This is a genomic window from Buttiauxella sp. AC142 (assembly GCF_979253435.1).
The window spans coordinates 3,131,661-3,152,065 of record NZ_CEEDCH010000001.1 but is presented as its reverse complement, the minus strand read 5'-3'; the positions used below and the strand labels follow the sequence as shown (position 1 = coordinate 3,152,065).

The window sequence follows — 20,405 nt, the reverse complement described above, 5'->3', positions numbered from 1 at the left end:
AAAACGTCATTTAGTCTCTCAGCGTAGCGCATGATGAGACAGACATTTATGATTAACGTCATGCCGAAAGCGTTTTTTTGGCATGACGAAGAAATACTCTAGAGTTTACGCCATATTGCGTGATATTTCGGCATTGGCGAACTGAGCAAAAAATTGACAACCTGCGGTTTCCCTTCTACGGCCATCAAGGCCGGCACAGGATACCTGATTGCGATGGTTAAAGACAAAAGATTTTGAACCATGTAATTTAGAGTTGTTAAATTGCACAAAAATTTTATTTTTTATATGTGAAGTTGAGGTAACGTCATGTCGACACCCCAAAACAGCCACGCAAGCTGGTTCAGTATGTTCAGTCGCGGGCAGCATTATTCTAAGACCTGGCCTGTCGATAAACGCCTCGCGCCGATCTTCGTTGAAAACCGCGTTATCCGCGCCACGCGCTTTGCCATCCGCTTTATGCCTCCGCTCGCTGTCTTTACGCTGACCTGGCAAATTGCCCTTGGTGGCCAACTTGGCCCCGCCGTCGCTACCGCATTGTTCGCCTGTAGCCTGCCGATGCAAGGTCTATGGTGGTTAGGAAAACGTTCCGTCACACCGCTGCCGCCATCCATTCTTAATTGGTTTTACGAAGTGCGTGGCAAACTACAGGAAGCCGGACAGGCGTTATCGCCGATTGAAGGCAAGCCTGATTACCAGGCGCTGGCGGAAGTTCTTAAACGTGCGTTCAAGCAGTTGGATAAAACTTTTCTTGATGATTTGTAAAATCCCTGCCGTTTCGCATATATAGAAAGGATTATTTTTCGTAGGGCAATCTACCCTGCGCAACAGGAGCTAAGAAATGGAAATGACTAACGCCCAGCGACTGATTTTATCTAATCAGTACAAAATGATGACCATGCTCGATGCGGACAACGCCGAGCGTTATCGTCGCCTGCAAACGATCATTGAGCGTGGCTATGGCCTACAAATGCGTGAGCTGGACAGGGAGTTTGGCGAGCTGACAGAAGAAACCTGCCGCACGGTTATCGACATCATGGAGATGTACCACGCGCTGCACGTTTCCTGGACCAACCTGAAAGACAACCAGCAAATCGACGAACGCCGCGTCACCTTCCTCGGTTTTGATGCGGCCACAGAAGCACGTTTCCTGGGTTACGTTCGTTTCATGGTGAATATTGAAGGCCGTTACGCGCATTTTGATGCGGGTACGCACGGCTTTAACGCGCAGACCCCAATGTGGGAAAAATACCAGCGTATGTTGAAAGTGTGGCAGTCATGCCCACGTCAGTATCATTTAAGTGCGAACGAGATCGCGCAAATTATTAATGCCTGAGGGGAGACTTGTCGTGAAGTGCAAAGGTTTCTTGTTTGATTTGGATGGGACTCTGGTTGATTCCCTGCCAGCAGTCGAGCGTGCATGGATTAACTGGGCAAAGCGTTTCGATATTTCGCCGCAAGAAGTATTGGGCTTCATTCATGGCAAACAGGCGATTACTTCGCTGCGTCACTTTATGGCGGGTGCCTCTGAAGAAGAGATCCAGCAAGAATTCTTGCGTCTGGAAAAAATCGAATCCGAAGACACCGATGGTATTGTCGCTTTGCCTGGCGCTGTTGAACTGTTGACTCACCTGAACGAAGCAGGCATTCCATGGGCCATCGTGACTTCGGGCTCGTTACCGGTCGCCTCTGCTCGTCGTGCTGCGGGTGGGCTACCCGCGCCAGAAGTGCTGGTGACTGCTGAACGTGTAGCGCGTGGAAAACCTGAGCCAGATGCTTACCTGCTCGGTGCACAATTACTTGAGCTTGAGCCTGAAGAGTGCGTGGTGGTGGAAGATGCCCCTGCGGGGGTGCTTTCAGGTCTTGCAGCGGGTTGTCACGTTATTGCGGTCAACGCCCCGGCAGATACGCCGCGCCTTGCACATGTCGATTATGCATTGCACTCGTTAACTGAGTTGCTGGTGCAGAAGTTGCCAGACGGTACAGTCGAAGTGCTTAGAAAACACTAAACACATGATTTAGCCCCGCGATAGCGGGGCTTTTTTATGGCAAGATTTTTACCCCCTGAGACAACCACAAAGGAATTGTTTTGAACTCAGAATTGATTTGGGTCTTATCGCTATTAGCGATTGCGGTAGTGTTATTCGCCACCGGCAAAGTGCGTATGGATGCGGTTGCTTTGCTTGTCATTATTGCGTTTGTCCTCAGCGGTACACTGACTCTTAGCGAAGCCTTTTCTGGTTTTAGCGACCCCAATGTTATTTTGATTGCAGCGCTTTTTATCATTGGCGATGGACTCGTTCGAACCGGCGTTGCCACAAAAATGGGCGCCTGGCTGGTGGATGTCGCGGGCAGCAGTGAAACGAAAATGTTGGTTTTGCTGATGTTAACGGTGGCGGGCCTCGGCGCGTTCATGAGTTCAACGGGCGTGGTAGCAATATTTATTCCCGTGGTTCTCAGTGTTTCAATGCGCATGAAAACGTCACCATCACGCCTGATGATGCCGCTGAGTTTTGCCGGGTTGATTAGCGGCATGATGACGCTTGTCGCCACGCCACCAAACCTGGTGGTAAACAGTGAACTGCTGCGCGAAGGTTTGCAGGGTTTCCACTTCTTTAGCGTGACGCCAATTGGCCTGGTCATTTTGCTGTTGGGTATCGGCTATATGCTGATCGCGCGGTTTGCATTAAACGGGCAGAAAAAAGATGACGGCAGACAAGACTGGCGACGCCGAACTTTCCGCGATCTGATCAAAGATTATCGGCTGACGGGGCGTGCGCGTCGTCTGGCGATTCGCCCTGGTTCGCCAATGGTGGGTCGCCGTCTTGATGATTTAAAACTGCGTGAGCGTTATGGTGCCAATGTTATTGGTCTTGAGCGCTGGCGTAAATTCCGCCGGGTGATCGTCAATGTTACGGGCGTCACTGAATTTCGCGCGCGCGACGTGCTGTTGATTGATATGTCTGCTTCTGAAATCGATCTGCGTGAGTTTTGTAGCGAACAGATGCTTGAGCCGATGGTGCTGCGTGGTGAGTATTTTTCAGATCAGGCGCTGGATGTGGGGATGGCGGAAGTCTCGCTGATCCCTGAGTCTGAGTTAATCGGGCAAACACTGCGCGAAATCGGCTTCCGTACGCGCTACGGCCTGAATGTCGTCGGGTTACGCCGTAATGGCGAAGCGATGGAAGGCTTGCTGGTGGATGAAGCCTTACAACTTGGCGATATCGTGCTGGTGGTTGGCGACTGGAAACTGATCAGCCAATTGCAACTCAAAGGCCGCGATTTCCTGGTGCTTAACTTACCTGTGGAAGAGGGCGAAGCCTCGCCTGCGCATAGTCAGGCTCCGCACGCTATTTTCTGCCTGGCGTTGATGGTTGCGCTGATGCTGACCGATGAAATCCCCAACACTATTGCCGCTATTATTGCCTGTTTGCTGATGGGTAAATTCCGCTGTATAGATATGGAAAGTGCTTATAAAGCGGTGCATTGGCCAAGCATCATCTTGATTGTCGGCATGATGCCGTTTGCTCTTGCGCTGCAAAAAACGGGTGGGGTGAACTTGATTGTGGATGGTTTGATGCGTCTTGGGGGCGGCTACGGCCCGCACATGATGCTGATCTGCCTGTTCGTGATGTGCGCTGCAATTGGGCTATTCATCTCCAATACCGCCACCGCCGTGTTAATGGCGCCTATCGCGCTGGCGGCGGCAAAATCAATGGGGGTTTCGCCTTATCCCTTTGCGATGATTGTCGCACTTGCCGCCTCTGCTGCGTTTATGACTCCGGTATCTTCACCGGTTAATACGCTCGTTCTGGGGCCGGGAAATTATAAGTTCAGCGATTTTGTGAAGATGGGTGTGCCATTTACGGTGATTGTGATGGTGGTGAGCGTGGTGATGGTGCCGATGCTATTTCCGTTTTAACTAGCTAAAAACAACCCTCACCCCGGCCCTCTCCCTGATGGAGAGGGGGAAAACCGGAGAATCCCCTCTCCTGGGGGAGAGGGTTAGGGTGAGGGCATAAAACTATAATGGTGAATCCTGGCTAATCTCATCCAGCGATAACTGGAAGCTCGGTACAAACACCTTCATGAAATAGTCCATCTCTTCGCTGTGGCGGTCCGCCAGGGTTTTTTCGAGTCGGCTTTTCGCCAGCAAAAACTCGTTATTCCCGGCAGACAGTTCTTCAAGACATTTCAGGTAGGCGCATAGCGCATCAGCTTGTTTCACAATCGCTCTTTCTTCATCGCTACTGCGATGCTCATCAATAAGCGGCGCCCAGATATCGCGTAACTCTTCCGGCACCATATCAATGAGCTTCTGCTGCGCAATTTTCTCGATGGCTTTGTATTCGTGGGCAATCTGCGAGTTGAAATATTTTACGGGAGTGGGCAGATCTCCGGTTAAAACTTCGCTGGCGTCGTGATACATCGCCAACAGCGCAACATGTTCGGCGTTAATTTTCCCGTTAAATTTACGGTTTTTAATCACTGCCAGGGCATGAGCGACCATCGCGACTTGTAAGCTATGCTCCGAAACATTTTCGGTACGCACATTACGCATCAGCGGCCAACGATTGATTAATTTCAGACGTGAAAGGTGGGCGAAGAAATGGCTCTGGCTCATAGGTACACTCGGTGTCTACTACAAAAAAACCATTGTGCAGGGGGGCAGGGGAAGATGCAAACATCTCCCCCTCAAGGTTTACTGGTGGTAGTGCCCCAGGAAACGGCCAAATTTATTGATCGCCATTTCCAGTTCGTCAACGCGCGGTAAAGTCACAATACGCACGTGATCCGGCCACGGCCAGTTAAATGCAGTTCCCTGAACCAACAGCACTTTTTCTTGCAGCAAGAAATCCAGCACCATTTTTTGGTCATCATGGATGTTAAAACGTTTCGCATCGATTTTCGGGAACATATACAGCGCACCGCGTGGCTTCACACACGAGACACCCGGGATATCGTTAATCAATTCCCATGCGCGATTGCGTTGCTCATACAGACGTCCGCCAGGCGCGATAAATTCACTGATACTCTGATAGCCGCCAAGTGCCGTCTGGATCGCATGTTGAGCCGGAACGTTGGCGCACAGGCGCATCGACGCCAGCATTTCCAGACCTTCAATATAACCTTTAGCGTGTTTTTTCGGTCCGTTCAGTACCATCCAGCCCTGACGGAAGCCCGCGACGCGGTAAGTTTTGGACAAACCATTAAAGGTGACAGTCAGCAAATCAGGTGCGAGAGCTGCAATCGAATGGTGTTGGGCTTCGTCGTAAAGAATCTTGTCGTAAATTTCATCAGCAAAAATAATTAAATTATGCTGACGAGCGATCTCCACGATTTCCAGTAGCAGTTCTTTAGAGTAGACCGCGCCGGTTGGGTTGTTCGGGTTAATAATCACAATCCCGCGTGTACGAGGTGTGATTTTAGCTCGAATATCATCAAGATCCGGGAACCAATCGGAAGACTCATCACATAAATAATGAACAGCTTTACCGCTGGAAAGTGAAACTGCAGCCGTCCATAAAGGGTAATCCGGAGCAGGAACCAGCATCTCATCGCCGCTATTGAGCAAGGCTTGCATGGATTGCACAATCAGCTCAGATACACCGTTCCCGATATAGATGTCTTCAACCGTCACATCCCGCATGTCACGTGCCTGATAATGCTGCATGATGGCTTTGCGTGCGGAGTAAAGTCCTTTTGAGTCGCAGTAACCTTGCGCTGTAGGCAGGTTACGAATCACATCGACAAGAATTTCATCCGGTGCATCAAAACCAAATGGCGCAGGGTTGCCGATATTCAGTTTGAGGACTTTATTCCCTTCTTCTTCAAGGCGTTTTGCCTCTTTGAGCACGGGGCCACGGATGTCATAACAGACGTTATCAAGTTTGCTGGATTTTTCGATAGGGGACATGAACCTGACCTTAAATGTTAGCGTCACTTCCTGCCGTGGAAGCGACCAGGCATCAATGTACTCCTGCCACGCGCAGATTTGAAGGTGGGCGAAGCGCTGAACTGTAATTAATCTTCTGAATTTTTGAGATAGTGATAAAACCAGGTGAGTGATGTTTTTGTAGTGTTATATGTCGTAAAGTGTGCATTTATCAATTAAAAATATAACAAAATGAGGTTTTTTTAAGTCTGTTAACTACCTCTGCGTGTGGTGTTGCAGCAGGTAATGCTGTGTTAATTGCGAATTTAATTGAGTAATAGTTAAGGAAAATTGAATATTCATGCTTAAGGTTAAAATGAATACATTAGAGTGAGTTAATAATATGCATAAAAAAATAACAACCGATATTATTAATATAAATAGTTAATAGAGTTGAATTTCCTCTCATTTACCTTGAAAGAAAATGTCCAATTTTGGTAATAATTGGTAGAAGAAAGAATTAAAAAAGAGAATGAGATCAGATAATTCGCAACAAAAGTTATGAGATGAGACGATTTGCGGTAAGATATCCTACAGTTAATGGCAGGTGTTTCTTGTTGAATATTACGCAACTCTATGTTTTGTTGTGGGTTCGTTCGTGGTCACCATGCCCGGCTAATTACCCTTGCTGCGTGGTAACATTAAGAAGATTTTCATCAGTCATACACTCGTTGTTGTTGTGTATCGAATAAATAAAACTCATTATTGAAGTGGATTTACAATAATTACTCAGTTTTAATTTACGCGACTAGTACGTTAAGACGAATGTTTGTATGTTGTTTACGCCAGTATAATAACTCCCGGAATACGCGCTGCACATTATTGGTGCGTGTCACCCTGGGTTAGTGAAAATAAAAAAGTCAGAGCGACTGTCAGGATGATGGTGCAGCCCTACGGGGACGTTCTGTAAAAGGGAATTGCTTTATCTTTTTGATAAATCACAGCAATAAAACTAAGGCAGACTCGTAAGAGCAACCTACTAGTGAAAAAATTATGATTAACGCAAATCGTCCGATATTAAATCTCGACCTCGATCTGCTAAGGACTTTTGTTGCCGTAGCGGATCTCAATACCTTTGCTGCGGCGGCAGTTGCGGTGTGCCGTACTCAATCGGCAGTAAGCCAGCAGATGCAGCGTCTGGAACAGTTAGTAGGGAAAGAGCTTTTTGCACGTCATGGCCGTAATAAGCTACTGACAGAGCATGGAATCCAGCTTCTGGGCTACGCGCGAAAAATTCTGCGTTTCAATGATGAAGCTTGCACCTCACTGATGTTTAGTAATTTGCAGGGCGTGCTGACCATCGGCGCCTCTGATGAAACAGCGGATACGATTCTGCCATTCCTGCTTAATCGGATAAGTTCCGTTTATCCAAAGCTTGCGTTGGACGTGCGGGTTAAACGTAATCCGTTCATGATTGAAATGCTCAACCAGCAGGAAGTTGACTTAGTTGTTACGACAGCGAAGCCTGCACATTTTGAATCCATTGTTTTACGCACTTCACCGACGTTATGGTATTGCGCGGCAGATTATGTCTTCCAGAAAGGTGAAACTGTCCCTCTGGTGATGCTCGACGATCCGAGTCCTTACCGGGATATGATGCTTGAGCATTTGAATGCAGAGCGCATTCCTTGGCGTATTGCTTACGTTGCTTCAACGCTTTCAGCGGTACGAGCGGCCGTTAAAGCAGGCCTGGGTGTTACCGCTCGTCCTGTTGAAATGATGAGTCCTGAGTTGCGCGTGCTCGGTAGCGCTGATGGCTTACCCGTGATGCCAGAGACCCAATATCTGTTGTGCCGCAATATGCAAACGACCAATGATTTGGCGCAGGCTATTTTTAGTGCGCTGGAATCCAACCCAAATCCCTATCGTTATTTGGCTTCATCAGATGAAGATGATGGCACTGTGTTAATGGAACGCGATTTCGAGTAACGCATGGCAGGTTGTTGGTAACAAAATATGAAATTTGAAAACAGGTCACTGAGTTTGTTTTTTAGCTCAGTGGCTTGTTTTTTATTCAACGCAAGATAAGTTTATTGCTATTTTGTAAAAACATGTTTTAAAACAAACCACTCCGCACCTCCCTCACTGACTGCCTTCATCCACCGTCTTCTGAATCAACTCGTGTTTAAATGTTAAAAAATAGGCCGCAATGTTGTTGGTTTTTGATATGGATTAACAAAAGCGTGTCTCAGATCAAGAAAATACTCCCTATAGGGGGGATGAATAGTTGAGATTTCCTGCCAAAATAGAACAGTAGTTATTTTTTTCCACCGTTACGGACACGATTCACCATTAATAAAACCGAGTTAATCACTCGGCGTTACTAACGTTTAAGGCACTAAATGTTAATGAAGGTGGTGTCATGTAAATTAATGTGTGGATACTTTTGTTAAAGTTGACAAAAGGTTATAGAAAGGAGTAAAAAACCCCATCAATTTGCTGGTAAAGTTTTGATTCCAGCAGTTATTGTAAGGTTTATTGTTCCTCCCCATGAATCGATGTGGTGTTCATCTGCCAGCAAGAGCAGAGACTTTGGCGCCACTTTTGATGAGTAAGCAATGAGTATGTCAACATCCACTGAAGTTATCGCTCACCATTGGGCGTTCGCAGTTTTTCTGATTGTTGCCATTGGCCTGTGTTGCGTAATGCTTCTCGGGGCCTGGTTCCTTGGCGGGAGAGCTAAGGGTCGGCACAAAAACACTCCCTTCGAGTCAGGTATCGACTCAGTTGGTACAGCGCGCTTACGTCTATCCGCCAAGTTTTACCTGGTCGCCATGTTCTTCGTCATCTTCGACGTGGAAGCCTTGTATCTCTATGCGTGGTCAGTGTCCATCCGTGAAAGTGGATGGGTAGGCTTCGTCGAGGCCGCAATTTTCATTTTAGTGTTACTGGCAGGCCTGGTGTATCTGGTGCGTATTGGCGCGCTTGACTGGACACCTGCGCGTTCGCGCCGTGCCCAAATCAACCCGGAAACCGACAGTATCACTAACCGTCAGCAGTAACAGCGAGGCAATAAGATGGACTATACGCTCACCCGCATAGACCCCGACGGTGAGAACGACCGTTACCCCCTGCAAAAACAGGAGATCGTAACCGATCCTCTTGATCAAGAAATCAACCGTAGCGTGTACATGGGCAAGCTCGAACATGCCATGCACGATATGGTGAACTGGGGTCGTAAAAACTCAATTTGGCCTTACAACTTTGGCCTTTCTTGCTGCTACGTTGAGATGGTGACCTCGTTTACCGCCGTGCATGACGTGGCACGTTTTGGTGCCGAAGTATTGCGTGCTTCTCCGCGTCAGGCTGACCTGATGGTGATTGCCGGAACCTGCTTCACCAAAATGGCTCCCGTCATTCAGCGTCTTTATGACCAAATGCTCGAACCAAAATGGGTCATCTCAATGGGTGCCTGCGCCAACTCCGGCGGCATGTACGACATCTATTCCGTGGTGCAGGGCGTGGATAAATTCCTTCCGGTTGATGTTTACATCCCTGGCTGCCCGCCGCGTCCGGAAGCTTACATGCAGGCTCTGATGCTGCTGCAAGAATCTATTGGTAAAGAACGTCGTCCGCTCTCGTGGGTAGTTGGCGATCAAGGTGTGTATCGCGCCAATATGCAATCCGAGCGCGAACGTAAACGTGGTGAGCGTATTGCTGTCACCAACTTGCGGACGCCAGACGAGATTTAATTTGCGCCTGTGGTCGGCGTGAGTTTACTTCGCATATCAATAATATTAGCGCGAAGCCGCTGACCAACAGTCACCACAGTACCATTTGCAATGGTGAGAATTATGACCGATTTAACTGCGCATGATGCCAACCAGCAAGCCTGGCAAACCCGTGACCATCTTGATGATCCGGTTATTGGCGAACTGCGTAACCGTTTTGGGCCGGACGCCTTCACTGTTCAGCCAACCCGCACTGGTGTTCCGGTGGCCTGGGTTAAGCGTGAACAATTACTGGAAGTTGTCGATTTCCTGAAAAGACTGCCAAAACCTTACGTCATGCTATTTGACTTGCATGGTATGGATGAGCGTCTTCGTACTCACCGCGACGGTTTACCGGCCGCGGATTTTTCCGTTTTCTACCACCTGATTTCTATCGATCGCAATCGCGACATCATGCTCAAGGTGGCGCTGTCTGAAAACGACCTGAACGTGCCAACGATAACCAAACTGTTCCCTAACGCGAACTGGTATGAGCGTGAAACATGGGAAATGTTTGGCATTACCTTTAATGGTCACCCGCACCTGACGCGCATCATGATGCCGCCAACGTGGGAAGGCCATCCGCTGCGTAAAGACTACCCGGCGCGTGCCACCGAGTTCGATCCGTTTGAATTGACCAAACAGAAAGAAGACCTCGAGATGGAAGCGTTGACCTTCAAGCCTGAAGATTGGGGCATGAAGCGCTGCGGTGAACATGAAGACTTCATGTTCCTGAACCTCGGTCCTAACCACCCATCTGCTCACGGTGCATTCCGTATTGTCCTGCAACTCGACGGTGAAGAAATTGTCGATTGCGTTCCGGATATCGGCTATCACCACCGTGGCGCTGAGAAAATGGGTGAGCGTCAGTCCTGGCACAGCTACATTCCGTATACCGACCGTATCGAGTACCTCGGCGGCTGCGTAAACGAAATGCCCTACGTGCTGGCGGTCGAAAAACTGGCGGGTATCAAGGTTCCTGAACGCGTAGACGTTATCCGCGTCATGCTGTCTGAACTGTTCCGAATCAACAGCCACCTGCTGTACATCTCCACGTTTATTCAGGATGTGGGCGCGATGACTCCGGTGTTCTTCGCCTTTACCGACCGTCAGAAAATCTATGACCTGGTCGAAGCGATTACCGGTTTCCGTATGCACCCGGCCTGGTTCCGTATCGGCGGTGTGGCACATGACTTGCCAAACGGTTGGGAACGTCTGCTTAAAGAGTTCCTCGACTGGATGCCGAAACGTCTGGATTCCTACGAGAAAGCTGCGCTGCGCAACACCATCCTGAAAGGCCGTTCTCAGGGCGTTGCTGCTTATGGTAAGAAAGAAGCGCTGGAGTGGGGCACTACCGGCGCTGGCCTGCGTGCTACTGGTGTCGATTTCGATATCCGTAAAGCTCGCCCTTACTCTGGTTATGAAAACTTCGACTTCGAAATTCCGGTCGGCGGTGGCATCAGCGACTGCTACACCCGCGTGATGTTGAAAGTTGAAGAACTTCGCCAGAGCTTGCGCATTCTTGATCAGTGCCTGAAAAACATGCCTGCTGGCCCGTTCAAAGCTGACCATCCGCTGACAACGCCGCCGCCGAAAGAGCGCACGCTGCAACATATCGAGACCCTGATCACTCACTTCCTGCAAGTTTCGTGGGGCCCGGTTATGCCGGCTAACGAATCCTTCCAGATGATTGAGGCGACGAAAGGGATTAACAGTTACTACCTGACCAGCGACGGTAGCACCATGAGCTACCGTACCCGCATCCGCACCCCGAGCTTTGCGCACTTGCAGCAAATCCCGTCTGCGATTCGTGGCAGCCTGGTTTCTGACCTGATTGTCTATCTGGGTAGTATCGATTTTGTAATGTCTGATGTGGATCGCTAACTATGCACGATAAACAACAACCCCAGGCTGAAGCTTTTGAACTGAGTGCGGCCGAGCGTGATGCGATTGAGCACGAAAAACATCATTACGAAGATGCTCGCGCAGCGTCTATCGAAGCGCTGAAAATTGTACAGAAACAGCGTGGCTGGGTGCCAGACGGCGCTATTTATGCCATCGCTGACGTGCTGGGCATTCCTGCCAGTGACGTAGAAGGTGTTGCGACATTCTATAGCCAGATTTTCCGCCAGCCAGTGGGCCGCCACGTTATCCGCTATTGCGATAGCGTGGTTTGCCATATTACGGGCTACCAGGGCATTCAGTCGGCTATCGAAGCAAAACTGAGCATCAAACCGGGTCAAACCACGTTTGATGGTCGCTTTACCCTGCTGCCAACTTGCTGTCTGGGCAACTGCGACAAAGGGCCGACCATGATGATTGATGATGACACTCACAGCCATCTGACGCCGGAAGCGATCCCTGATTTGCTGGAGCAGTACAAATGAAAACCGTTATTCGTACTGCCGAAACCCATCCGCTGACATGGCGGTTGCGCGATGACAAACAGCCGGTCTGGCTGGATGAATATCGCAGCAAAAACGGCTACGAAGGTGCTCGTCTGGCGTTGACTGGCCTTGCACCAGATGAAGTCGTTAACCGTGTTAAAGACGCTGGCCTGAAAGGGCGCGGCGGCGCAGGCTTCTCCACGGGTTTGAAGTGGAGCCTGATGCCAAAAGACGAGTCCATGAACATCCGTTACCTGCTGTGTAACGCCGATGAAATGGAACCGGGCACCTATAAAGACCGCTTGCTGATGGAGCAACTGCCGCACCTTTTGGTTGAAGGCATGTTGATTTCTGCTTTCGCTCTCAAAGCGTATCGCGGATACATCTTCCTGCGTGGCGAATACATCGAAGCTGCGGTGCATCTGCGCCGTGCGATTGCAGAAGCCACCGAAGCGGGCCTGCTTGGCAAAAATATTCTCGGTTCTGGTTTTGATTTTGAGCTGATCGTGCACACCGGTGCCGGGCGTTATATCTGTGGTGAAGAAACCGCATTGATTAACTCTCTCGAAGGCCGTCGTGCAAACCCACGTTCAAAACCACCATTCCCTGCGTCGAGCGGTGTGTGGGGTAAACCGACCTGCGTTAACAACGTCGAAACGCTGTGTAACGTCCCGGCGATTCTGGCGGATGGCGTTGAGTGGTATCAGGGCATTTCTACCAGCAAAGATGCTGGTACTAAGCTGATGGGCTTCTCGGGTCGTGTGAAAAACCCTGGCGTTTGGGAATTACCGTTCGGCACCACGGCACGTGAAATCCTCGAGGATTATGCGGGCGGTATGCGCGATGGACTGAAATTCAAAGCCTGGCAGCCGGGTGGGGCAGGGACTGACTTCCTGACCGAATCACACCTCGATTTACCGATGGAATTCGAAAGCATCGGCAAAGCAGGCAGCCGTTTGGGTACTGCACTGGCGATGGCCGTAGACCATGAAATTGGTATGGTTCCGCTGGTTCGTAACCTGGAAGAGTTCTTTGCCCGCGAATCTTGCGGATGGTGTACACCGTGCCGTGATGGCTTGCCGTGGAGCGTAAAAATTCTGCGTGCGCTGGAGCGTGGCGAAGGCCAGCCAGGGGATATCGAAACACTTGAGCAACTGTGTCGATTCCTTGGTCCAGGTAAAACCTTCTGTGCGCATGCGCCAGGTGCGGTTGAGCCATTGCAGAGCGCGATTAAATATTTCCGCGAAGAATTCGAAGCAGGCATTGCCAAACAAGATTTCGGTAACACCCGTGCCATTAGTGGTATTCAGCCGAACTTGTTAAAAGCACGCTGGTGATATCTGCGCCGATAAAGGTGCAGGTAAGAAAAATTTTATAATTAACTGGAAGCATGCTGACTATGGCTACGATTCATGTAGACGGCAAAGAATATGAGGTAAACGGGTCAGACAACCTGCTACAAGCATGTCTGTCACTCGGCCTCGATATTCCTTATTTTTGCTGGCACCCGGCGCTAGGCAGCGTCGGTGCTTGCCGCCAGTGCGCGGTGAAGCAATATCAGAACGCAGAAGATCTTCGTGGCCGCCTGGTGATGTCTTGTATGACACCGGCCTCGGACGGCACGTTCATCTCTATTGATGACGGTGAAGCAAAAGAATTCCGTGAAAGCGTTGTGGAATGGTTGATGACCAACCACCCGCACGATTGCCCGGTTTGTGAAGAAGGCGGCAACTGCCACTTGCAGGATATGACGGTCATGACCGGTCATAGCTTCCGCCGCTATCGCTTCACCAAACGTACTCACCGTAATCAGGATCTCGGCCCGTTCATCTCTCACGAAATGAACCGCTGTATCGCCTGTTACCGCTGCGTACGTTATTACAAAGATTACGCTGACGGCACCGACCTGGGTGTTTATGGCGCGCACGATAACGTCTACTTCGGTCGCCCGGAAGACGGCACGCTTGAGAGCGAATTCTCCGGCAACCTGGTAGAAATCTGCCCGACCGGCGTGTTCACGGACAAAACTCACTCCGAGCGCTATAACCGTAAGTGGGATATGCAGTTCGCACCGAGCATTTGCCAGCAGTGCAGCATCGGCTGTAACACAAGCCCTGGTGAGCGCTATGGTGAATTGCGTCGTATCGAAAACCGCTATAACGGTACCGTGAACCACTACTTCTTGTGTGACCGTGGCCGCTTCGGTTATGGCTACGTCAACCTGAAGGATCGTCCACGTCAGCCGATCCAGCGTCGTGGCGACGATCTGATCACCCTGAACGCTGAACAAGCGATGCAGGGCGCGGCAGATATTCTGCGCCAGTCGAAGAAAGTGATCGGTATTGGATCCCCACGTGCCAGCGTAGAAAGCAACTTTGCGCTGCGCGAGTTGGTCGGTGCGGACAACTTCTACACCGGTATCGCAACCGGTGAACAAGCACGTCTGCAACTGATGCTCAAAGTGCTGCAAGAGAGCGGCATTCATACTCCGGCACTGCGTGAAATCGAATCTTACGATGCGGTTCTGGTGCTGGGCGAAGACATTACCCAAACCGGTGCGCGTGTTGCGCTGGCTGTGCGTCAGGCCGTCAAAGGCAAAGCGCGTGAAATGGCAGCAGCGCAGAAAGTGGCTGACTGGCAGATTGCCGCAATCCTGAACATCGGCCAGCACGCCAAACATCCACTGTTTGTCACCAACATCGACAGCACTCGTCTGGACGACATCGCCGCGTGGACTTACCGTGCGCCGGTTGAAGATCAGGCGCGTCTGGGCTTCGCAATCGCCAACGCGCTGGACAGCAGTTCTCCAGCAGTTGAATTGGATCGCGACCTGAAAAACAAAGTCGACGTTATCGTGCAAGCGCTGGCGGGTGCGAAAAAACCATTGATTGTATCCGGTACTAACGCCGGTAGCGAAGCGGTGATTCAGGCGGCAGCCAACGTGGCTAAAGCACTGAAAGGCCGTGGTGCCGATGTCGGTATCACTATGGTCGCTCGCGCGGTTAACAGCTTAGGCCTCGGCATGATTGGCGGCGGCTCGCTGGAAGAAGCATTAAGTGAACTGGAAAGCGGTGCGGCCGATGCGGTCGTGGTGCTGGAAAACGATCTGCATCGTCATGCTTCTGCGGCGCGTGTTGACGCAGCACTGAGCAAAGCTCCGTTGGTGATGGTTATTGACCATCAACGCACGGCGATTATGGACAAAGCCCACCTGGTGCTGTCCACCGCAAGCTTTGCTGAAAGCGACGGAACAGTGATTAACAACGAAGGCCGCGCACAGCGTTTCTTCCAGGTTTATGACCCGTCTTACTACGACCATTCAGTGGTGATGCTCGAAAGCTGGCGCTGGTTGCACTCTCTTCACAGCACGGTTCAAAGCCGTGAAGTGGACTGGACGCAACTCGACCACGTTATCGACGCGTGCGTGAAAGCGCTGCCACAACTGGCCGGAATTAAAGATGCGGCACCAGATGCCAGCTTCCGTATTCGTGGTCAGAAACTGTCGCGCTCTCCAATCCGCTCTAGTGGCCGTACGGCGATGCGCGCGAACATCAGCGTGCATGAACCGCGCCAGCCGCAGGATAAAGACACCATGTTTGCTTTCTCTATGGAAGGGAACAACAGCCCGTCGGCTAACCGCCAGCAAATTCCATTTGCGTGGGCGCCAGGCTGGAACTCACCGCAGGCATGGAACAAATTCCAGGCCGAAGTGGGTGGCAAACTGCGTCATGGTGACCCGGGTGTACGTCTGATTGAAGCGTCCGAAACAGGGATTGATTACTTCACCGACGTGCCGGAAATCTTCCATGCCGAAGAAGGGAAATGGCGTATCGCGCCTTACTACCATCTGTTTGGCAGCGATGAAATGTCCCAGCGATCTCCGATATTCCAGAGCCGCATGGCCGAGCCGTATATCAAGCTCAATCCGGCAGACGCTGCAAAACTGGGCGTGAATGCGGGAAGCCTGATTTCGTTTAGTTACGAAGGCCAGACGTTGAGTCTGCCGCTGCAACTTTCCGAAGGTCTGGCAGCAGGGCAGGTTGGTTTACCGATGGGGATGCCAGGCATTGCTCCGGTACTGGCGGGTGCTCGTCTTGAAAATCTCCAGGAGGCTGGCCAATGAGTTGGTTAACACCGGATGTTATCGACATTCTGCTGAGCATTCTTAAAGCGGTCGTAATCCTGCTGGTAGTCGTGACTTGCGGCGCGTTCATGAGCTTTGGTGAACGTCGTTTGCTGGGCCTGTTCCAGAACCGTTACGGACCGAACCGTGTTGGCTGGGGCGGCTCGCTCCAGTTAGTCGCGGATATGATCAAGATGTTCTTTAAAGAAGACTGGACCCCGCGCTTTGCGGACCGTGTAATCTTTACCCTGGCACCGATGATTGCCTTCACCTCGATGCTGCTGGCCTTTGCGATTGTGCCGGTCAGCCCGAACTGGGTGGTTGCCGACCTGAACATTGGTATTTTGTTCTTCCTGATGCTGGCAGGCCTCGCGGTTTATGCGGTGCTGTTCGCTGGCTGGTCAAGTAACAACAAATACTCACTGTTGGGCGCAATGCGTGCTTCTGCGCAGACACTGAGCTACGAAGTGTTCCTCGGTCTTTCCCTGATGGGCGTTGTGGCGCAAGCGGGTTCGTTCAATATGGGCGATATCGTTGATAACCAAGCTAATTTGTGGAACGTCATCCCGCAGTTCTTTGGCTTTGTGACCTTCGCCATCGCAGGCGTTGCGGTATGCCACCGTCACCCGTTTGACCAACCGGAAGCGGAGCAAGAACTGGCAGATGGTTACCACATCGAATATTCAGGCATGAAGTTCGGCCTGTTCTTCGTGGGTGAGTACATCGGCATCGTTACCGTTTCAGCCCTGATCGTCACCCTGTTCTTTGGTGGCTGGCATGGCCCGTGGTTACCACCATTCATCTGGTTCGCGCTGAAAACCGCGTTCTTCATGATGATGTTCATTTTGATCCGTGCATCTTTGCCTCGTCCGCGTTATGACCAGGTGATGTCATTTGGCTGGAAAGTTTGCCTGCCGCTGACGCTGATCAATCTGCTGGTGACCGCCGCGGTCATTCTCTATCAGGCACCATAAGGGGTGAAAAAACCATGACATTGAAAGAGTTAGCGGTTGGTTTCGGCACCCAGGTACGCAGTATCTGGATGATCGGTCTGCACGCGTTTGCCAAACGTGAAACGCAGATGTATCCGGAAGAGCCAGTCTATTTACCGCCGCGCTACCGTGGCCGCATCGTGCTGACGCGCGATCCGGACGGCTCCGAGCGTTGCGTAGCCTGTAACCTGTGTGCGGTAGCCTGCCCGGTAGCCTGTATCTCTTTGCAAAAAGCAGAAACAAAAGATGGCCGCTGGTACCCAGAATTCTTCCGCATCAACTTCTCGCGCTGCATCTTCTGTGGCCTGTGCGAAGAAGCGTGCCCAACCACCGCGATTCAGCTGACTCCAGACTTCGAGCTGGGTGAGTTTAAGCGCCAGGATTTGGTGTACGAAAAAGAGGACCTGCTGATCTCCGGTCCGGGCAAATACCCGGAATATAACTTCTACCGGATGGCAGGTATGGCAATCGACGGCAAAGATAAGGGCGAAGCGGAAAACGAAGCCAAGCCTATCGACGTCAAAGGCCTATTACCTTAAAGGAGCAAGGCAATGGAATTCGCTTTTTATATTTGCGCAATCATCGCGGTGGGGACCACCTTACGGGTGATCACGCATACCAACCCGGTGCATGCCTTGCTGTATCTGATTATCTCACTGCTGGCGATCTCCGGGGTGTTCTTCTCCCTGGGGGCGTACTTTGCCGCAGCGCTTGAGATCATCGTTTACGCCGGTGCCATCATGGTGCTGTTCGTCTTTGTGGTCATGATGCTAAACCTCGGCGGCGCGGTTGTAGAACAGGAGCGCCAGTGGCTGAAGCCGCAGTTGTGGATTGGCCCTGGTATTTTGTCTGCCGTACTGTTGGCGGTGCTGGTTTACGCGATTCTCGGTCTGAATGACCAGGGTATCGACGGCACCTCAGTGAGTGCAAAAGCGGTAGGTATCGCGCTGTTCGGACCGTACGTTCTGGCAGTGGAATTAGCCTCAATGCTGTTGTTAGCGGGTCTGGTTGTGGCCTTCCACCTGGGTCGTGAAGACCGCCCTGGTGAAGTGCTGAGCAATCGTCAGGCTGACGCGGCTGCTAAAAGAAAAACGGAGGAGCACGTATGATTCCGCTGCAACATGGACTAATCCTTGCTGCCATTTTGTTCGTTCTTGGGCTGACTGGCCTGGTGATTCGTCGCAACCTGCTTTTCATGTTGATTAGCCTGGAAGTGATGATCAACGCCGCGGCGCTTGCGTTCGTGGTCGCCGGGAGTTATTGGGGCCAGGCTGACGGCCAGGTGATGTATATTCTCGCGATTAGCTTAGCTGCCGCCGAAGCCAGTATTGGCCTCGCGCTGTTATTGCAGCTCCATCGTCGTCGCCAGAGCCTGAATATCGATTCAGTAAGTGAGATGCGTGGATGAACCTTCTCTGGTTAACCATTCTTTTGCCTTTTATTGGCTTTTTATTGTTGGCGTTCTCTCGTGGCCGCTGGTCAGAAAACCTTTCTGCCACGGTTGGGGTTGGCTCAATCGGCCTTGCGGCGTTAGTCACCGCGATTGTTGGGGTTGATTTCTTTAACAACGGAAGAGAAGCGTTTACCCAGCCATTATGGACCTGGATGTCAGTCGGCGATTTCAATATCGGCTTTAATCTGATCCTCGACGGTTTGTCGCTGACCATGCTTTCTGTGGTCACAGGCGTTGGCTTCTTGATCCACATGTACGCCTCCTGGTATATGCGTGGGGAAGAGGGCTACTCCCGCTTCTTCGCCTACACCAACTTGTTTATTGCAAGCATGGTCGTTCTGGTGCTTGGCGATAACTTGCTGCTGATGTATCTCGGTTGGGAAGGCGTGGGTCTGTGCTCGTATCTGCTGATTGGTTTCTACTACACCGATCCGAAGAACGGCGCGGCGGCCATGAAAGCATTCGTTGTGACTCGCGTGGGCGACGTGTTCCTCGCTTTCGCACTGTTCATTCTTTACAACGAACTGGGCACGCTGAACTTCCGCGAAATGGTTGAACTGGCACCGCAGCACTTTGCGGCTGGCAACCAAATGCTGATGTGGGCAACTCTGATGCTGTTAGGTGGCGCGGTAGGTAAATCTGCGCAGTTGCCTTTACAGACCTGGCTTGCTGATGCGATGGCTGGCCCAACGCCGGTTTCAGCGCTGATCCACGCGGCCACCATGGTTACCGCTGGTGTCTACCTGATTGCTCGTACTCACGGCCTGTTCCTGTTAACGCCAGAAGTGCTGCATTTAGTGGGTATCGTAGGTGCGGTGACGCTGGTGATGGCAGGCTTTGCGGCACTGGTGCAAACCGATATCAAACGTGTGCTCGCCTACTCGACCATGAGCCAGATTGGCTACATGTTCCTGGCGCTGGGCGTACAAGCGTGGGATGCGGCGATTTTCCACCTGATGACGCACGCTTTCTTCAAAGCGTTGCTGTTCCTGTCATCCGGTTCGGTGATTCTTGCCTGCCACCACGAACAAAACATCTTCAAAATGGGTGGCCTGCGTAAGTCCATTCCGCTGGTGTATATCTGCTTCCTGGTCGGCGGTGCCGCGTTGTCTGCGTTGCCACTCATTACTGCGGGCTTCTTCAGTAAAGATGAGATTCTGGCCGGTGCGATGGCGAATGGTCATGTGAACCTAATGGTTGCAGGTCTGGTCGGTGCGTTTATGACCTCGCTGTATACCTTCCGTATGATCTTCATCGTCTTCCACGGTAAAGAGCAGATTCACGCGCATGCGCTTAAAGGCATCACTCACCACCTGCCGCTGATTGTGCTGCTGGTGTTGTCCACTTTCGTGGGGGCAATGATTGTTCCGCCATTAGCGGGCGTCCTGCCAGCAACCACAGAGCTTGCGCACGGTAGCGTGCTGACGCTGGAGATCACTTCTGGTGTGGTCGCCATCGCGGGCATTCTGATTGCAGCATGGCTGTGGCTGGGTAAACGCACTCTGGTGACCTCCATTGCTAACAGCGCACCGGGCCGCTTCTTCGGTACCTGGTGGTTCCATGCCTGGGGCTTCGATTGGCTGTATGACAAAGTCTTCGTTAAGCCATTCCTCGGTATCGCCTGGTTGATTAAGAGCGATCCGCTGAATTCACTGATGAACATTCCGGCAGTTCTTTCCCGCTTTGCAGGTCGCGGCCTGTTGGTGAGCGAGAACGGTTATCTTCGCTGGTATGTGGCATCAATGAGTATCGGCGCGGTGGTTGTTCTGGGCTTGCTGCTGGTCTTGCGCTAATTCAACGCTCCCTCC

18 protein-coding genes are annotated in these 20,405 nt (G+C 51.3%); 16 read left to right on the top strand and 2 right to left on the bottom strand.

What is annotated here, in order from left to right:
- Window positions 1-306: 306 nt before the first annotated feature.
- From yfbV to AC0IWZ_RS14655, 4 genes are all read left to right on the top strand, one after another.
- The gene (gene yfbV / locus AC0IWZ_RS14670; RefSeq protein WP_034497254.1) at window positions 307-762 is read left to right on the top strand and encodes a terminus macrodomain insulation protein YfbV; all 456 of its coding nucleotides are present in this window, start codon (window positions 307-309) and stop codon (window positions 760-762) included.
- A 76-nt stretch (window positions 763-838) separates the two neighbouring features.
- A complete protein-coding gene (locus tag AC0IWZ_RS14665; RefSeq protein ID WP_034497251.1) occupies window positions 839-1,333 on the top strand; it encodes a YfbU family protein in 495 nt (164 codons plus the stop codon).
- The gene (locus AC0IWZ_RS14660) at window positions 1,326-2,006 is read left to right on the top strand and encodes a sugar phosphatase (RefSeq protein ID WP_115627728.1); all 681 of its coding nucleotides are present in this window, start codon (window positions 1,326-1,328) and stop codon (window positions 2,004-2,006) included. The genes AC0IWZ_RS14665 and AC0IWZ_RS14660 overlap by 8 nt, the downstream gene beginning before the upstream one ends.
- A gap of 80 nt (window positions 2,007-2,086) precedes the next feature.
- Window positions 2,087-3,919 carry an SLC13 family permease gene (locus AC0IWZ_RS14655; RefSeq protein ID WP_410373407.1) on the top strand — a complete coding sequence of 611 codons (1,833 nt, stop codon included), beginning with the start codon at window positions 2,087-2,089 and terminating at the stop codon, window positions 3,917-3,919.
- Window positions 3,920-4,021: 102 nt separating this feature from the next.
- Here the strand turns inward: AC0IWZ_RS14655 and yfbR are convergent, their stop codons facing one another.
- Together yfbR and alaA are read right to left on the bottom strand one after the other, a co-directional pair.
- Window positions 4,022-4,621, bottom strand: coding sequence for a 5'-deoxynucleotidase (gene yfbR / locus AC0IWZ_RS14650; protein WP_034497235.1), 600 nt, complete (start codon window positions 4,619-4,621; stop codon window positions 4,022-4,024).
- 78 nt (window positions 4,622-4,699) lie between these two features.
- Entirely contained in the window at window positions 4,700-5,914 is a 1,215-nt protein-coding gene (gene alaA / locus AC0IWZ_RS14645) for an alanine transaminase AlaA (protein WP_034497233.1), read from the bottom strand.
- Between the two features lie 1,011 nt (window positions 5,915-6,925).
- On the opposite strand from alaA, the gene lrhA reads away from it, so the two are divergent.
- The 12 genes from lrhA (at window position 6,926) to nuoL (ending at window position 20,390) form a co-directional block, all read left to right on the top strand.
- Complete coding sequence (gene lrhA, locus AC0IWZ_RS14640) at window positions 6,926-7,861, top strand: transcriptional regulator LrhA (RefSeq protein ID WP_034497231.1); 936 nt, start codon at window positions 6,926-6,928, stop codon at window positions 7,859-7,861.
- Window positions 7,862-8,490: 629 nt separating this feature from the next.
- Window positions 8,491-8,934 (top strand): NADH-quinone oxidoreductase subunit NuoA, encoded by a 444-nt coding sequence (nuoA, locus tag AC0IWZ_RS14635; RefSeq protein WP_034497229.1) that lies wholly within the window; start codon window positions 8,491-8,493, stop codon window positions 8,932-8,934.
- Window positions 8,935-8,949: 15 nt separating this feature from the next.
- Window positions 8,950-9,624: an NADH-quinone oxidoreductase subunit NuoB gene (gene nuoB / locus AC0IWZ_RS14630; protein ID WP_034458804.1), complete on the top strand. Its 675-nt coding sequence runs from the start codon at window positions 8,950-8,952 to the stop codon at window positions 9,622-9,624.
- Window positions 9,625-9,714: 90 nt separating this feature from the next.
- Window positions 9,715-11,526 carry an NADH-quinone oxidoreductase subunit C/D gene (gene nuoC / locus AC0IWZ_RS14625; RefSeq protein WP_471679034.1) on the top strand — a complete coding sequence of 604 codons (1,812 nt, stop codon included), beginning with the start codon at window positions 9,715-9,717 and terminating at the stop codon, window positions 11,524-11,526.
- A gap of 2 nt (window positions 11,527-11,528) precedes the next feature.
- Window positions 11,529-12,029, top strand: coding sequence for an NADH-quinone oxidoreductase subunit NuoE (gene nuoE, locus AC0IWZ_RS14620; RefSeq protein ID WP_034497224.1), 501 nt, complete (start codon window positions 11,529-11,531; stop codon window positions 12,027-12,029).
- Window positions 12,026-13,366, top strand: a complete 1,341-nt coding sequence (gene nuoF, locus AC0IWZ_RS14615) for an NADH-quinone oxidoreductase subunit NuoF (protein WP_034497222.1) — start codon at window positions 12,026-12,028, stop codon at window positions 13,364-13,366. Before nuoE ends, nuoF begins: the two co-directional genes overlap by 4 nt.
- A gap of 62 nt (window positions 13,367-13,428) precedes the next feature.
- On the top strand, window positions 13,429-16,152 hold the full coding sequence (nuoG, locus tag AC0IWZ_RS14610) for an NADH-quinone oxidoreductase subunit NuoG (RefSeq protein ID WP_259266684.1): 2,724 nt from the start codon (window positions 13,429-13,431) through the stop codon (window positions 16,150-16,152).
- On the top strand, window positions 16,149-17,126 hold the full coding sequence (gene nuoH / locus AC0IWZ_RS14605) for an NADH-quinone oxidoreductase subunit NuoH (protein ID WP_154154551.1): 978 nt from the start codon (window positions 16,149-16,151) through the stop codon (window positions 17,124-17,126). The genes nuoG and nuoH overlap by 4 nt, the downstream gene beginning before the upstream one ends.
- 14 nt (window positions 17,127-17,140) lie before the next feature.
- Window positions 17,141-17,683: an NADH-quinone oxidoreductase subunit NuoI gene (nuoI, locus tag AC0IWZ_RS14600; protein WP_034458795.1), complete on the top strand. Its 543-nt coding sequence runs from the start codon at window positions 17,141-17,143 to the stop codon at window positions 17,681-17,683.
- A 12-nt stretch (window positions 17,684-17,695) separates the two neighbouring features.
- Window positions 17,696-18,253: an NADH-quinone oxidoreductase subunit J gene (nuoJ, locus tag AC0IWZ_RS14595; RefSeq protein ID WP_471679035.1), complete on the top strand. Its 558-nt coding sequence runs from the start codon at window positions 17,696-17,698 to the stop codon at window positions 18,251-18,253.
- On the top strand, window positions 18,250-18,552 hold the full coding sequence (gene nuoK / locus AC0IWZ_RS14590; protein WP_034458791.1) for an NADH-quinone oxidoreductase subunit NuoK: 303 nt from the start codon (window positions 18,250-18,252) through the stop codon (window positions 18,550-18,552). The genes nuoJ and nuoK overlap by 4 nt, the downstream gene beginning before the upstream one ends.
- Window positions 18,549-20,390, top strand: a complete 1,842-nt coding sequence (nuoL, locus tag AC0IWZ_RS14585) for an NADH-quinone oxidoreductase subunit L (protein WP_034497214.1) — start codon at window positions 18,549-18,551, stop codon at window positions 20,388-20,390. The genes nuoK and nuoL overlap by 4 nt, the downstream gene beginning before the upstream one ends.
- Window positions 20,391-20,405: the final 15 nt, after the last annotated feature.